The following is a 14,480-nucleotide window of genomic DNA, read 5'->3' as shown; positions in this document are numbered from 1 at the left end:
CGTGAGCGATTCATCCCAACCGCACCTCAAACGAGCACTGGGCCTCACGGGCCTCACGCTGTTCGGCGTCACCTACATGACGGTGATCACGGTCTTCACGACCTACGGCATCGTCAACCAGGTCACCGACGGCCACCTCCCCGCGGCCTACGTCGTGGCGGTCATCACCATGCTGTTCACGGCGGCGAGCTACGGCGCGATGGTCCGCCGGTACCCGGTCGCGGGATCCGCCTACACCTACTCGCAGCAGTCGTTCGGCGGCGCGGCCGGCTTCCTCACCGGCTGGGTAATGCTGCTCGACTACCTGTTCATCCCGATGATCAACTTCATGCTCATCGGCATCTACCTCAACACGCAGTTCCCGGCGATCCCCGCGTGGGTATTCACGCTCGCGGCGCTGCTGATCGTGCTCGCTTTCAACGTGCTCGGAATCACGCTCGTCAACAAGGCGAACTTCGTGATCATCGCGCTCTCGGTCGTGCTGGTGGTGCTCTTCATGGTGCTCGCCTTCAAGCACGCCCTCGGCGGCAATACCGAGATCAGCCTGATCGAGCCGTTCACCTTCGGTGAGGGCGGGATCGGCGCGGTCGCCTCCGGAGCCGCGATCCTCGCGCTCTCCTTCCTGGGCTTCGACGCGGTCTCCACGCTCTCCGAGGAGGCCAAGCGCCCCCGCAAGGACATCCCCCGCGCTATCGTGCTCGCCACGATGGTGGGCGGCCTCTTCTTCATCCTCGTCTCGTGGGCTGGCGCCATGGCCTACCAGCCCGACTGGCCGTCGCTCACCCCCGGCGAGGTCGACGCCGCGGGTGTGACCGTCATGAACAACATCGGCGGTGAAGCATTCACCGCATTCTTCGTCGCGGTCTACGTGGTCGGCGCCTTCGGGTCGGGCATGACCGGCCAGGTGTCGGTGTCGCGCATCCTCTACGCGATGGGCCGCGACGGCATGCTGCCGAAGCCGCTCTCGCGCCTGCACCGCCGCTTCGGCACCCCGATCGTCGCGGCGGTCACCGTGTCGGTCTTCGCACTGTCGAGCCTCTTCCTGTCGCTCGACACCGTTGCGTTCATGATCAGCTTCGGCGCGCTCGCCGCGTTCGCGATGGTGAACCTCTCGGTGATCCGCACGTACCTCTTCCCGAAGGGCGGCCGGAAGCAGCCGCTCACCGCGCGCGAGATCCTCACCCACGGCGTCGCTCCGCTCATCGGCTTCGGCCTCACGATCTGGCTGTGGACCTCGCTCGAACCCGGAACCTGGCTCGTGGGCGGCATCTGGCTCGTCATCGGCGTGGCGATCATCGCGATCGTGACGGGCGGCTTCAAGCGCCCGGTGCCGAAGATGGACTTCTCCGAGAACGACCCCACCACCGAGCAGATCGACCAGCTGGGCGAGGAGTACCCGCTCGATCCTCGCCGGTAGGCGGGCGGGCGAGCGGGTAACGCAGCGTCAGCGCAGGTGCTCGACGTCGCCCGCCGAGACGGTGAGGGTGCCCCCGGTCGGCAGATCCACCACCAGCGCCCCGTCGCCTGCCAGCTCGCGCGCGCGGCCCTCGACGATCTCTCCACCGGGCAGGTGCACGCGCACCTCGGTGCCGAGCGTGAGCGAGTGCCGCGCGACGCGGGCGCGGGCCGCTGCGGGATCGTTCGCGGCGAGGTCGATGAGGCGCAGCAGCTCGGCGGCGTAGGCGGAGAGCACGCGATCGGCGAGGTCTCCTCCGATGCCGTCGGCGAGGGTCGGGGCGGGATCCGCGCCCCGGGTCGGCTCGGAGCGCGGATCCGCACCCGCGGTCAGGTCGGCCCCCGCGGCCAGCAGGGATGTCGCGCGGTCGGTCGGCAGCTCCCATTCGGGGATCAGCAGATTGATGCCGGTGCCCACGATCACCGAGCCGTCGCCCAGCAGTTCGCACAGGATCCCGCACAGCTTCAGGCCGGGACGCCCGGCGATCGCGTCGTCCTCGTCGCGTACGTGCACGTCGTTCGGCCACTTCAAGCCGACGCGCATGCCCTCGCCGAAGAACGGCTGCAATGCCGCGGTGATGGCCGATCCGGTGAGCAGCGGCAGCCAGCCCACCCCCAGACCGCTGCGCCCGAAGCCCCTCACCAGCAGCGAGGCCGCGAGCGCGGTGTCGGGCGGAGTCACCCAGCTGCGATCGAGGCGCCCCCGGCCCGCCGTCTGGTTCGCTGTGAGGAGCAGCGTGCCGTGCGGGTAAGCGCTCCCCGTCTCGCCGTTCACGAGATGCCGCAGCTCGGCGTTCGTGGAGGGCGAGCTCTCCCGCCAGATCACTGCGGGCAGGAGTTCGCGCGTGCGCCTCAGTTCCATGGGTTCCACGGTATCGCCTCGCGCTCCCCCGGCACCCCACCCCCTCCCACTCGCAACGCGGAGTCTCGAATTGCTGTTGAACGGGATGAGGAAGCAGCAATTCGAGACTCCGCGTGCGAGAAACGCAGCGTTCCCAGTGGGAGATCGACTACGAATTCCCGTATCAGTTGGAGGTGTTCATGAACCATCCGCTGGGGGCCCGCGCTAGGCTGGCAGGCGTGACCGAAGAGAACGCCACCGCAGCAGCACCCGCCTCGCAGCAGACGGCGCCCGCAGCGACAGACGCAGCCGCGACGCTCGCCACCACCGCGGGCCGCATCGCCGACCACCGCCGCAAGTACCAGGAAGCCGTGGGCGACCGCGACGCCGCAGCAGCTGCGAAGCAGCACCCCCGCAGCAAGATGACGGCCCGCGAGCGCATCTCGGCGCTGCTCGATCCCGGATCCTTCGTAGAGTTCGACAAGTACGTGAAGCACCGCACGCACGGCTTCGGCATGGAGGGCAGCCGCCCCTTCGGCGACTCCGTCGTCACCGGCGCCGGTACGATCCACGGTCGCCAGGTCGTCGTGTTCTCGCAGGACTTCACCACCTTCGGCGGCTCGCTTGGCGAGGTCGCCGGCGAGAAGATCGTCAAGGCCATGGAGTTCGCGCTCAAGACGGGCGCACCCCTGCTCGGCATCCTCGACTCGGGCGGGGCGCGCATCCAGGAGGGCGTCGTCGCGCTCAGCAAGTACGCGAAGATCTTCCGCCTCAACACGGCGTGCTCGGGCGTGATCCCGCAGATCTCGATCGTCATGGGCCCGTCGGCCGGCGGCGCGGTCTACTCCCCCGCGCTCACCGACTTCGTGATCATGGTCGACAAGACCAGCCACATGTTCGTCACCGGCCCCGATGTCATCAAGACCGTCACGGGTGAGGATGTCGGCTTCGAAGAGCTCGGCGGCGCGCTCACCCACAACAAGACCAGCGGCGTGAGCCACTACCTCGCCAGCGACGAGCTCGACGCGCTCGACTACGCGCGCACGCTCATCAGCTACCTGCCCGACAACAACCTCGCAGAGGCCCCGATCTACGACAGCGACACCGCGCTCGAGATCACCAGCGCCGACCGCAAGCTCAACACCGTCATCCCCGACAGCCCGAACCAGCCGTACGACATGAAGGTGATCATCGAGGCGATCCTCGACAGCGGCGACTTCCTCGAGGTGCAGCCGCTGTTCGCCCCCAACATTCTCATCGGCTTCGGCCGTGTCGAGGGACGCACCGTGGGCGTCGTCGCGAACCAGCCCAACCAGATGGCGGGCACCCTCAACATCGACGCGAGCGAGAAGGCCGCGCGCTTCGTGCGCTTCTGCGACGCGTTCTCGATCCCGATCCTCACCCTCGTCGACGTGCCCGGCTACCTGCCCGGCACCGATCAGGAGTTCCAGGGAGTGATCCGCCGCGGCGCGAAGCTGCTCTACGCGTACGCAGAGGCCACCGTGCCCCTCGTGACCATCATCACGCGCAAGGCCTACGGCGGCGCGTACATCGTGATGGGCTCGAAGGAGATGGGCGCCGACTTCAACATCGCGTGGCCCACCGCCGAGATCGCGGTCATGGGCGGCGCGGGCGCCGTGAACATCCTCTACCGCAAAGAGCTGGCCGCAGCCGCCGAGCGCGGCGACGACGTCGAGGCGCTGCGCGCCGAGCTGACCGCGAAGTACACGGCCGACGTGTCTTCGCCGTTCCTGGCTGCCGAGCGCGGCGAGCTCGACAACGTGCTCGAGCCCGCGGGCACCCGCCTCGCCGTCATCAAGGCGCTGCGCGGCCTGCGCGGCAAGCGCGACGAACTGCCCGCCAAGAAGCACGGCAACATCCCGCTGTAGAGCGGACTCGGCGGCAGGTGCCGGGGTGCGCGGATCCGCGCCCCGTTATGCTCGTAGCACTGCGCGCCGCCAGCCCCTCGACCGAGAGGAACCCACGTGAACGAGACCCTGCTGCCGCCCGACGCCGCCGAGCGCGACGCTGCCCGACGCCGCGAGCTGGGCGAGCCGGACGACGCGATCCACGGCGACGACATCACGTTCGTGACCCGCGGCGTGAGCGACGAGGAACGCGCGGCGGTCACGGCGGTGCTCACCCTCGTTCGCGCGGAGGAGACGCAGCGCCGCAAGCGGGTCGAGCGCCGCGACCGTGAACCATGGGCGCGCTCGCAGCGGGTTCCCGAGGGCATCAGCGACCTGCTCATCGAGGGCTGAATCCTGTGCGCGGTTCGTCGTGATGCCGATCACCCGGAGCAGCGCGGCGTGAGCCGAACGGTCGCCGACGCCCAAACCGAGCTGCGCTCGCTGATGCGGCGCGGCTTCACGTTCCCGTTCGATCCGCAGGGCGGGCTGGCAGACCGGCCGCTGCGGCACTCGGCGGTGCTGATCCTGTTCGGGTCGCTCGATCGCACGCTCGCGGAGACGGGCGGGGTCGGCGACACCGACGCGGCCCCGGCGATCCCGGCCGAGCTCGACGTGCTGCTCACCAGGCGCGCCACGGGTATGCGGCACCACGCGGGTGAGATCGCGTTCCCCGGAGGCGGCACCGAGGCGGTCGACGGGGGCGATCCGGTGCGCACCGCGCTGCGCGAAGCCGCCGAGGAAACAGGCCTCGAGCCCGCCGGCGTGGAGGTGCTGGGCGAGCTGCAGCGGGTGCACATCCCCGTGAGCAACAACCTCGTCTCCCCGGTCGTGGGCTGGTGGCGGCTGCCGAGCGAGGTCGCGGCGGATCGCACGGAGTCGGTCGACGTATTCCGGGTGCCTGTGGCGGAGATGCTGGATCCCGCCGCGCGCGGCACCTCGGTCCTTCGGCACGGATCCTCGACTTACCGCGGGCCGGCGTTCCGGTTGCACGACCGCCTCGGCGGCCACGTCGTGTGGGGGTTCACCGGGATCCTGCTCTCCGCGCTCTTCGACGAGCTCGGCTGGTCGGTGCCGTGGGACGCTGATCGCGAGATACCCATCACCCGGTAACCGGGCCGCCCCGCGAGAGGTCGAAAAGGGCTCTGATCCCCGCTCCTCGGCACCGTTTTCGACCTCTCGCAAGGGAGCGCGGTCTCGTGACGAGGCGTCCAGGTGGGGTTCGCGCATGGACCTCACGAGCGGGGCGCAATACACTCCGAGTGTGGAACACAGGCGGATCCGGGTTCGAAGTCGACGGGCGGCAGCGCAGAGGGCGATGCGGGGAGCAGCGCTGGGCGCCCTGGGCGCAGCGCTCGCTGCGACCTGGGGGCTGGGCGCCGCCGCGTGGGCGACTCCCCCGATCCCGCTCGGCGATTCGTATGTCACCGACGAGGCTGACACGCTCGATCCCGCCGCCGAGCGTGCCGCGAACGAGCGCCTCGCAGCGACCTTCGACGAGACCGGCATCGACTTCTACGTGGTGCTCGTCGACGAGTTCGACGAGCCTTCAGACCGCGTCGCGTGGGCGAACCAAACCGCTGATCTCAACGGCCTCGGCGAAGAGCAGTACCTGCTCGCGGTGTCGACCGAGGGGCGCCAGTACTTCATCTCCGCGCTCGACGGCGGCCCGTTGAGCGACGCTCAGCTCGGCAAGATCGAGGAGCGCATACTGCCGGAGCTGCGCGACCTCGACTGGTCCGGCGCCATCGACGCCGCGGCCGAGCAGGTCGAGTCCGAGCACGGCGCGGGCGGGCGCACCGCGGCCGTGGTGATCGGTTCCGTCGCGGGGGCCGCGGGCATCGCGGGGGCCTCGTTCGGGATCGTGCGACTGCGCCGCAACCGTCGTGCCCGGCAGGAGGCAGAGGAGCAGCTGGCCGAGCTCGAGCGGACGTCGGGTCTCGCGCTGGTCGCCGCCGACGACGCGGTGAAGACGAGCGAGCAGGAGCTCGAATTCGCGCGGGCACAGTTCGGCGAGGCGTCGGTGACGGCCTTCGCCGCCGCGCTCGAAGCCGCCCGCGCCCAGCTGCTCGAGGCATTCTCGCTGCGGCAGCAGCTCGACGACGAGATCCCCGATACCGATGCCCAGCGGCGCGAGTGGCTGAGCCGCATCGTCGAGCTGTGCGAGGCCGCGGACGCCGCGCTCGACGCCCAGGCCGACGCCTTCGCCGAGTTGCGCGACATCGAACGCGATGCGCCGGCCGCGCTCGAGGCGGCGCGGGCGCGGCTCGCGGGCTTCGAACCCGACTCGATCGGTGCCGAGCTGGCCCGGCTGCAGACGGTCTATGCGGCCGATGAGCTGCAGGCGGTGGCGGGGCACCCCGAGCAGGCGGCGGGGTTGCTGACGTTCGCTCGGGATCGCGCGGCGGCGGCAGCGCGCGCGATCGAGGCCGGTCGCAGCGGGGAGGCGGCGGTGGCAATCCGCGAGGCCGAGACCGCGGCGGCGCAGGCCGAGCAGCTGCAGCAGGCCGTTATTGAGCACGGGGCCGCGGTCGCCGCAGTGGAGCAGCGCTGCTCGGAGTTGATCGCGGATCTCGAGGGGGACATCGCGGCCGCTCGAGGGATGGCCGATCCGGACGGCAGGATCACCGCGGCAGCGCAGGAGACCGAGCAGCAGGTCGCGGCGGCGCGCGGCGACCTCGGCGCCGGCGACCGGCGCCCCTCGCGGGCGCTGCAGGCGCTCGAAGCGGCGAATTCCCGCATCGACGGCGTGCTGCAGTCGGCCCGCGACGAGGAGCGCGCCCGGCAACTGCTCGGCGCGAGCCTCACCCAGGCCGGCGATGACGTGCGCCAGGCCGAGAACTACATCGCATCCCGCCGTGGCGCGGTCGGGTCCGTGGCGCGCACCCGCGTCTCGGAAGCCCGGGCGGCGCTCGCGCGCGCCGAGGCGGAGCAGCGGAGCGACGCGCGGGGAGCACTGGGCGAGGCTCAACGCGCGACCCGTCTCGCATCCGAGGCCCTCGCCTCGGCTCAGATGGAGGTGAACGGGTACGGCGGGTACGGGAGCGCGAGCGTCGGGGGCGACCTCGCCGCGGTGCTCGGCGGGATCCTCGGCAGCGGCGGCGGTCGCGGCGGCTACGGAGGCTACGGCGGCTCGGGCGGCTCGTGGGGCGGCAGCTGGGGCGGCGGATCGCGCAGCGGATCCCGCCGAAGCAGCTCTGGCGGTTCCCGCCGCAGCAGTTCGCGGAGCGGAGGCGGATCGCGGCGCCGCAGCGGAGGCGGACGATTCTGAGACCCCGACCTGAAATATCCCTGCGAACTCCGAGCACCGATCCATAGACTCGTGCCAATCCCCCTCGAAAGGAACCCAGCATGACCAAGCAATCCATCTTCGGACGCATCACGACCCTCGTCCGGGCGAACATCAACTCCCTCATCGACGCCGCCGAGGATCCCGAGAAGATGATCGACCAGCTGATCCGCGACTACACGAACAACATCTCCGACGCGGAGGCCGCGATCGCCGAGACCATCGGCAACCTGCGCCTGCTCGAGCAGGACTACCGCGAGGACGTGAAGACGGCCGAGGAGTGGGGCCGGAAGGCGGTCGCCGCGAGCGGCAAGGCCGACGAGCTGCGCGCCGCGGGCAACAGCGTCGATGCCGACAAGTTCGACAACCTCGCCAAGGTCGCGCTGCAGCGCCAGATCTCGGCCGAGAACGAGGCGAAGACCGCCGAGCCGACCATCGCGGCTCAGCAGGAGGTCACGGCCAAGCTCAAGGACGGCCTGAACGGCATGAAGGAGAAGCTGAAGCAGCTCCAGTCGAAGCGCGCCGAGCTCGTGGCCCGCGCGAAGACCGCCGAGGCGCAGAACCGCGTCGCCGACGCCGTGAAGTCGATCGACGTGCTCGATCCGACCAGCGACCTCGGTCGTTTCGAGGAGAAGATCCGTCGCCAGGAGGCACTGGCCCGCGGCAAGCAGGAGATCGCGGCATCGACCCTCGACGCCCAGTTCAACGAGCTTGAGAACTTCGAGGCCGTCACCGAGGTGGAGGCTCGGCTCGCGGCCCTGAAGAGCGGTCGCCCCGCCCAGGCGATCGAGCAGTAACCTCTCGGCGGAGGGCGGCGCGACGCCGCCCTCCGCCGATCCCGCAGCGGCAGTCGCGCCTCCCCGCGCGACCCCTTTCGAGAATCGGAGACAACTTGGCTTTCTGGGGACGCAGGGCGCGCGAGGAGCAGGGGCATCAGCAGGCGGCCGACACCGAGCTCTCGCAGCGGGCTCGAACGGCGCTCGTCGCCGCCGACGAGCGGATCCGGGTCACGGGCGACGAGCTCGCCTTCGCATCGGCCGAACTCGGCGAGGCGGCCACCTCGGAGTTGCGAGCCGGGCTCGAGGCGGTGCGTACCCACATGACCGAGGCGTTCCAGCTGCACCAGCTCAATCACGACGAGGTGCCGGACACCCCCGACGAGCTGCGCACTCGCAACGCCCGCATCGTGCAGCTGTGCGACTGGGCGGAGGGCGTGCTCGACGAGCGCACCTCGGCACTGCAGGAGCGCATCGCCCGCGTGCGCCGGGCGCCCGAGATCCTGCGGCGTGTGCGCGCGGAGGCCGAGGCGCTGCGCGGGCGGCTGCCCGAGGCGCGTGCCACCGTCGACCGCCTGGCCGAGCGCTACAGCACGGACGCGCTGCAGCGGCTGCGCCTCACCTCCGGGGAGGTGGAGCAGCTGCTCGACTTCGCCCTGCACTCGGCCGACGTGTCCGAGCGGCGCCGCGCGGCCGGCAAACCGGAGGAGGCGAACGTCGCACTCGAAGCCGCGACCGAGACCGTACGGCGTGCGGAATCGATCATCGACGAGGTCGAGAGCTTCGAGATCGAGGCGCTGCGGGCTCAGACCACGCTGGCCGACGTCATCGCGGATTCGCGCGGAGACCTCGCCGGTGCCCGGCGGGGGCCCCGCACCCAGGCCGTGGACGCCGCCGCGGCGCGGCTCGAGGAGGCGCTCGCCTCGGTGGGCGCGGGCGCGGGTGCTCGCCGCGATCCTTTCGCCGACCTCGCGCTCGTCTCCGAGGCGAATGCGGCGCTCGACGCCGCCCGCGAGCGCGCGGCGCGGCCGGCGCCCTCCCGCGAGCACGTCGGCCACGATATCGATACCGCGGATCGGGCGATCGGTGTCGCCGCCGGGCTCATCAACGGCCATCGGGGCTGGATCGGGGCCGACGCCCGCACCCGTCTCGCCGAGGCCCAGCGGCTGCGCACCGAGATCAGCCGGATGCCCGACGTCGAGGATACCCGGGAGCAGGTGCAGCAGATCGCCCGCCGCGCAGCCCAGCTCGCGAACGAAGCCATGCAGCTGGCGCAGCGCGACATCGACTCGTCGCGCCCCGACAACGACGACTGGGGCTGGGGCAACCGGGGCCGGAGCCAGGGTGCGGGCGGAGGCGCCGCCGGCCTGCTCGGACCGGTGATCGGCGGCGTGATCCTCGGCGGCCTGCTCGACGACATCTTCGACTGAGCACTGCGGCGGCCCGCCCCGCGACCCGCGAACTCACACGCACAGATCTGCCGTGCGGCACACCGAAATCGATGATCCGCTGTGCCGCACGGCAGGTCTGTGCTGCTGAGGCGCGGGCTCCGTGCTCCGGCGCGCTGCGAGAGCGCCTGGACACGCTGCGCAGCGTGCTCAGGCGTGCTGCGCGCCTTCCTCGGGGAAGACCGTCTCGGTGTCGCCGAGCTGCAGCGCGAGCACCGTCGCCTGCGCCGCGTCTTCGAGGTTGAGGGCGCGCCGGTAGGCCATGTCGATCGTGTCGGCCACGACCGAGCAGCCGTGGTGACGCATGATGACGCAGTCGTGCTCGCGCAGCTGCTCGGCGGCCGAGTCGGCCAGCTCGTCGGTGCCGTTGTGGAAGAACGGCGTGACGCCGATGGAGCCGAGGTAATAGGCGTGGTCGAGCGTGATGCGCCGCACCTCGCGGCCCATGCTGGCGAGCACCACCGCGGTGCGGGGGTGCAGGTGCAGTACGCACTCGGCGTCGGGGCGCGCGCGGTAGGCGCGGTGGTGCAGCTTCCACTCGCTCGACGGCTTGACCCCGCCCGTCGAGGGCGCGCCGGTCTCGGCGTCATCGAGCGTCAGCTCGACGAAGTCCGCGGGGGTCAGCCGGTCGAACCAGACGCCGCTCCCGGAGACGACGAAGCGGTCGTCGGCGATGCGGGCCGAGATGTTGCCGGCGCTCGCGAGCACCAGGCCCCTCCCGGCCGCGTCGCGGCCGACCTCGATCAACTGCCGGATGAGCTCGTCCCGATCCCGATTCACACTCATGCCCCCACCGTACCGCCTCACGCCTCCCCCGCCTCACGCCTCCCCCGCCTCACCCCAATCCGCCCTGCCTCACACCAGCACACCCCGCCTCACGCCAACCCACCCCGCCCCCATGCCCCCGCCCCAGGTAGGAGATCGTGCCCTGAACGGGAGCTCTTCCTTGAAACCACCTGCCTGGATGAGGATCTCCTGCCCGGAGCACGGCACCACTCCGGCGGCGGGCGACGGGCGGAGGGCCGCGCCTCGATCAGGCCGCGCCAGTCAGGTCCCGGTGCGTCGAGAGCGCCTGCTGGTCGCTCAGCGAGGCCACGTAGTCGAGGATCGCGCGCGTGCGGCCCTGACGGCGCAGCCCGGAGTCGCTCGTGTCGCCCGAGAGCAGCTCGGGCCTCGCGCGGCGCAGCTCGAAGTTCGCCCCTGTGGCCTCGTCGGCCCACTCCAGCAGGCGGCGGGGCGCGCGGTCGGCGTCGACGGGATCCGCGAGCCACGCGTCGAACCCGAGCACCAGCTGCTCGATCACCCGGGCCTGCCCGCGCTGCGGCTGGCCGAGCTCGGGGCGCTCGAGCACGAAGTGGGCGTGCACGAACTTCAGCACCGCGACCTCGTGCCAGGCCTGGCGGTCGAGCCGAACGTATCCGCTGCGGATGTGGGGCTGCTCATCGACCACGATCGAGGTGCGCAGGTGCTCGATCCAGCGCCTGGTGAAGTCGGAAACCGCCCGCTCGCTGTCGATGCCACCGTCGTAGGGCACCGCGAGCAGCGAGTCACCGATATCGGCGCTGACACGGCGCACTGCCGCGGTGAAGGCGTCGCGATCCGCGATCCACGCGTCCTTGAGCGCGATACGGCGCCACAGCTGCTCGAGCGCGTGCCCCGGAATGCGCAGCGCGCCCGACCCCGTCAGCTCCTCGGGGACCATGCGCGCGAGGCGGGCCCCGTCGGCCAGCCACGCCCGGAACTCCCCCGCGACCGCCGCCTGCTGCAGCACCCCCGCGCGCGTGAAGTCATCGAGGTCGTGCACCGCGTAGGCGATGTCGTCGGCGAGGTCCATGACGGCGCACTCGACCGTCTGCATCCCGCGTGCGACTCGGGGGAAGGCGGCGAGCGCGCTCTCCATCTCGCCCGCGTCGAGCGCGTACACCGAGAACTTTTCGGCACCGTGCACGGCATCGGCCCCGACGCCGCGCGGCCGCTCGGTCACGGGACGCTCGGCCTCGGACACGCCGATCCACGAGGCCCGCGTCCACGGGTACTTGAGCGTCGCCGCCCGCGTTGCCGCGGTGAGGTTGAGCCCCGGGAAGTCGCGCCCGAGCGTGTCGAGCTGCGTGAGAATGCGGAAGCTCTGCGCGTTGCCCTCGAACCCCTCGACCAGGCCGAGTCGTTCGCGTGCCACGCGATCCAGCACCCGCTCCCCCAGGTGTCCGAACGGCGGATGCCCCAGATCGTGCGCATGCGCCGCGGCCTGCGCCACCACGGTATCGCAGCCGCCGAGGCGCGCGACCGCGGCACCCGTCGTGTCGTCGTCGCGGCGCTCCCCGCGCACGTGCGCTCGGTGCCGCGCCTCGTGCCCCGCCAGCTGCGCGGCGATCACGCGGGCGACGGCGCTCACCTTGAGCGAGTGAGTGAGCCGGTTGTGCATGACAGGGCCGACTCCGGAGCGCGGCACGACCTGCGTCACGTCCGAGAGCCGCGCGAAGTACGACGAGAAGCGGATGCGCTCGAGGTCTATCCGGTATTCCTGCGCGCCCGGCATCTCGGGCCTCGCGGTGTCAGTGGCCGCCACCGCGTCGCCCAGGCTGTCTCCGGCGAAGTACCCGTCATCGATGCCGGCCGATCGGTGCTGCGACGAGACGTGCTCGACGTGCCGGCGCTCCTCGCGGTCGGTGTGCTCAGTCATGCACCCATTCAAGCATCCGCCGGGTCAGGCGAGCCGGATCAGGCGGGCCGGATCCCGCGCCTGTCCCACCCGCGCCCCCCCAGCGGCCCCAGCCCCACCCCGCGCCAGCACACGCTCCCGCCGAGATACGGATCTCGCAGCTCCGCTCGCACATCGGCGTGCGTTATCCGTATCTCGGCGGAGGGGCCGGGGCAAGGCTCCAGGAGAAAACAGGTGAGGGGTCCGCGGCAAGGCCCGGCAGGAGACGGGGCAGGAAGGGGTCCGCGGCAAGGCCCGGCAGGAGACGGGGCAGGAAGGGGGCCGAGACAAGGCCCGGGGAGGAAGCCGGGCGAGTACGCTGATGGCATGAGTGCTGCATCACAGAACGACGCAGGATCCGACATCGGGCCCGAGAGCCGCGCGAACCAGCAGCCCACCGGCAATCGCACCCGCGCCGGCAACGTGGAAGCGCTCGAGCGCGCCACCGGCCGCCCGTGGGGGGACTGGCTGCGCGTCTTCGAGGACACGGGGGCCCGCGAGATGAGCCACGCCGAGATCGCCCGCCTCGCGCGCGCCGCGATGCCCGAGGACCTGCAGAACCCCGACTGGTGGGCGCAGAGCGCGGCGATCGCCTTCGAGCAGCACGCCGGCCTGCGCGTGCCCGGCCAGTCGTCGTCGGGCACGTTCCGCGTCGGAGCGAGCCGCACGCTGCCCCTCGACCGCGACGCCGCGATCGAGGCCTGGGCGGCGGCCCACAGCGGTCGCTCCGAGCACCTGGGGCACACCGCCGGTGCGCCCCGGCGATCCCGCACCGATAAGCGCAGCTTCCTGCGCTTCGACCTCGAAGGGGCGGGGCGCGTCGAGGTGTCCGCGACCCCGAAGGGCGAGAAGACCTCGCTCGCGGTGTCGCAGGACGGCCTCGCCGACGGCGAGCGCATCGAGGAGTGGCGAGCGCACTGGAAGACGCTGCTCGCAGAGCTGTGAACCGAGCACCGAGTACTACTGTGAACCGAGCACCGAGGGAGCGCGCATGAACGAAAAGGTCGGCATCGTCTGGAACCCGTCGAAGGTCGATGGCGAAGAATTGCGTGAGGCGTTCGAGCGCGCGCTCGAGGGCGCCTTCGCGGCGGATCAGGATCGTCCCGAGTGCCAGTGGTTCGAGACGACCGAGGAGGATCCGGGCCAGGGCGCCGCCTCGGCCGCGATCGACGCCGGGTGCGGTCTCGTGATCGCAGCGGGCGGTGACGGCACGGTGCGCGCGGTGGCCGAGCGTCTCGGTGAGTCGGGATCGCCGGCCGCCGACCTCGGGATCGTGCCGCTCGGCACGGGCAACCTGCTGGCCCGCAACCTGGGGGTGCCGCTCGGGGTTGCTCGGGCCGCGTTCGAGCGCGCGCTGACGGGCTCGGGATCGCCGCTCGACCTCGGCGAGGTCGTCATCACGCGGGCGTCGGCCGGTGGGGGCGGGAGCGGGCCCGAGGCGGCAGGCACGGGCGAGGAGACGGGCGGATCCGAGGGCTCTGCGGCGACGGGCGATTCGGCGGACTCTGCGGGCTCGGCGGGCCGCGAGCGTCACGGCTTTGTGGTCATGGTGGGTTTCGGCATCGACGCGCAGATGATCGTCGAGACCGACGACGAGCTGAAGGCGAAGACGGGCTGGCTGGCCTACGTCGAGTCGCTGGGGCGCGCGGCGACCGGCACCGAGGTCGTGGAGCTCTCGCTGCAACTCGACGACGATGCCGCGATCACGGAGAGCGCGCATACGGTGCTGGTGGCGAACTGCGGCAGCATTCAGGGCGGGATCACGCTGCTGCCCGATGCCGCCCCCGACGACGGCGAGCTCGACCTGCTGGTGCTGCGCGCGGACGATGCGGGCGCCTGGCTCGACACCATGAGGAACATGGTGTGGGACAACGGCCTGAAGCGTCTCATCACGGGCGGCGACAAGGCCGAGAGTTCGGGATCCACCGCTCACCTGCGCGCCCGCACCGTGCGCGCGGAGCTGCCGGTGCCGCTCGCGTTCGAGGTCGACGGCGACGACGTGGGATCGGTGTCGGCGTTCGAGGTGAGGATCCTGCCCGCCGCTCTCCGCGTGCGTTAAGCGCGCG

Annotated in this window: 12 protein-coding genes; 9 read left to right on the top strand and 3 right to left on the bottom strand. The window is 71.4% G+C overall.

What is annotated here, in order from left to right; genetic code table 11:
* Window position 1 precedes the first annotated feature (1 nt).
* Window positions 2-1,417: an APC family permease gene (locus AC0KXF_RS12215; RefSeq protein WP_473109450.1), complete on the top strand. Its 1,416-nt coding sequence runs from the start codon at window positions 2-4 to the stop codon at window positions 1,415-1,417.
* Between the two features lie 27 nt (window positions 1,418-1,444).
* On the opposite strand, the gene AC0KXF_RS12210 is transcribed toward AC0KXF_RS12215, so the two are convergent.
* Complete coding sequence (locus tag AC0KXF_RS12210) at window positions 1,445-2,317, bottom strand: biotin--[acetyl-CoA-carboxylase] ligase (protein ID WP_473109449.1); 873 nt, start codon at window positions 2,315-2,317, stop codon at window positions 1,445-1,447.
* A gap of 317 nt (window positions 2,318-2,634) precedes the next feature.
* Here AC0KXF_RS12210 and AC0KXF_RS12205 point away from each other — a divergent pair, with 317 nt between their 5' ends.
* The 6 genes from AC0KXF_RS12205 (at window position 2,635) to AC0KXF_RS12180 (ending at window position 9,698) form a co-directional block, all read left to right on the top strand.
* Window positions 2,635-4,185, top strand: coding sequence for an acyl-CoA carboxylase subunit beta (locus AC0KXF_RS12205; RefSeq protein WP_473109478.1), 1,551 nt, complete (start codon window positions 2,635-2,637; stop codon window positions 4,183-4,185).
* A 96-nt stretch (window positions 4,186-4,281) separates the two neighbouring features.
* Window positions 4,282-4,557, top strand: coding sequence for a hypothetical protein (locus AC0KXF_RS12200; RefSeq protein ID WP_473109448.1), 276 nt, complete (start codon window positions 4,282-4,284; stop codon window positions 4,555-4,557).
* 48 nt (window positions 4,558-4,605) lie between these two features.
* Window positions 4,606-5,316 carry an NUDIX hydrolase gene (locus tag AC0KXF_RS12195; RefSeq protein WP_473109447.1) on the top strand — a complete coding sequence of 237 codons (711 nt, stop codon included), beginning with the start codon at window positions 4,606-4,608 and terminating at the stop codon, window positions 5,314-5,316.
* A gap of 205 nt (window positions 5,317-5,521) precedes the next feature.
* Window positions 5,522-7,474 (top strand): TPM domain-containing protein, encoded by a 1,953-nt coding sequence (locus AC0KXF_RS12190; protein ID WP_473109446.1) that lies wholly within the window; start codon window positions 5,522-5,524, stop codon window positions 7,472-7,474.
* Window positions 7,475-7,554: 80 nt separating this feature from the next.
* Window positions 7,555-8,289, top strand: coding sequence for a PspA/IM30 family protein (locus tag AC0KXF_RS12185; RefSeq protein WP_473109445.1), 735 nt, complete (start codon window positions 7,555-7,557; stop codon window positions 8,287-8,289).
* A gap of 95 nt (window positions 8,290-8,384) precedes the next feature.
* The gene (locus tag AC0KXF_RS12180) at window positions 8,385-9,698 is read left to right on the top strand and encodes a hypothetical protein (RefSeq protein WP_473109444.1); all 1,314 of its coding nucleotides are present in this window, start codon (window positions 8,385-8,387) and stop codon (window positions 9,696-9,698) included.
* A gap of 168 nt (window positions 9,699-9,866) precedes the next feature.
* Here the strand turns inward: AC0KXF_RS12180 and AC0KXF_RS12175 are convergent, their stop codons facing one another.
* Together AC0KXF_RS12175 and AC0KXF_RS12170 are read right to left on the bottom strand one after the other, a co-directional pair.
* Complete coding sequence (locus AC0KXF_RS12175; RefSeq protein ID WP_473109443.1) at window positions 9,867-10,502, bottom strand: class II aldolase/adducin family protein; 636 nt, start codon at window positions 10,500-10,502, stop codon at window positions 9,867-9,869.
* Window positions 10,503-10,749: 247 nt separating this feature from the next.
* Window positions 10,750-12,396 (bottom strand): deoxyguanosinetriphosphate triphosphohydrolase family protein, encoded by a 1,647-nt coding sequence (locus tag AC0KXF_RS12170; protein WP_473109442.1) that lies wholly within the window; start codon window positions 12,394-12,396, stop codon window positions 10,750-10,752.
* Between the two features lie 345 nt (window positions 12,397-12,741).
* On the opposite strand from AC0KXF_RS12170, the gene AC0KXF_RS12165 reads away from it, so the two are divergent.
* Together AC0KXF_RS12165 and AC0KXF_RS12160 are read left to right on the top strand one after the other, a co-directional pair.
* Window positions 12,742-13,359 carry a hypothetical protein gene (locus AC0KXF_RS12165; protein WP_473109441.1) on the top strand — a complete coding sequence of 206 codons (618 nt, stop codon included), beginning with the start codon at window positions 12,742-12,744 and terminating at the stop codon, window positions 13,357-13,359.
* A gap of 46 nt (window positions 13,360-13,405) precedes the next feature.
* A complete protein-coding gene (locus tag AC0KXF_RS12160) occupies window positions 13,406-14,473 on the top strand; it encodes a diacylglycerol/lipid kinase family protein (protein WP_473109440.1) in 1,068 nt (355 codons plus the stop codon).
* Window positions 14,474-14,480 lie beyond the last annotated feature (7 nt).

The organism is Leucobacter holotrichiae (assembly GCF_055791005.1).
This window is presented reverse-complemented; position numbering and strand designations above follow the sequence as displayed.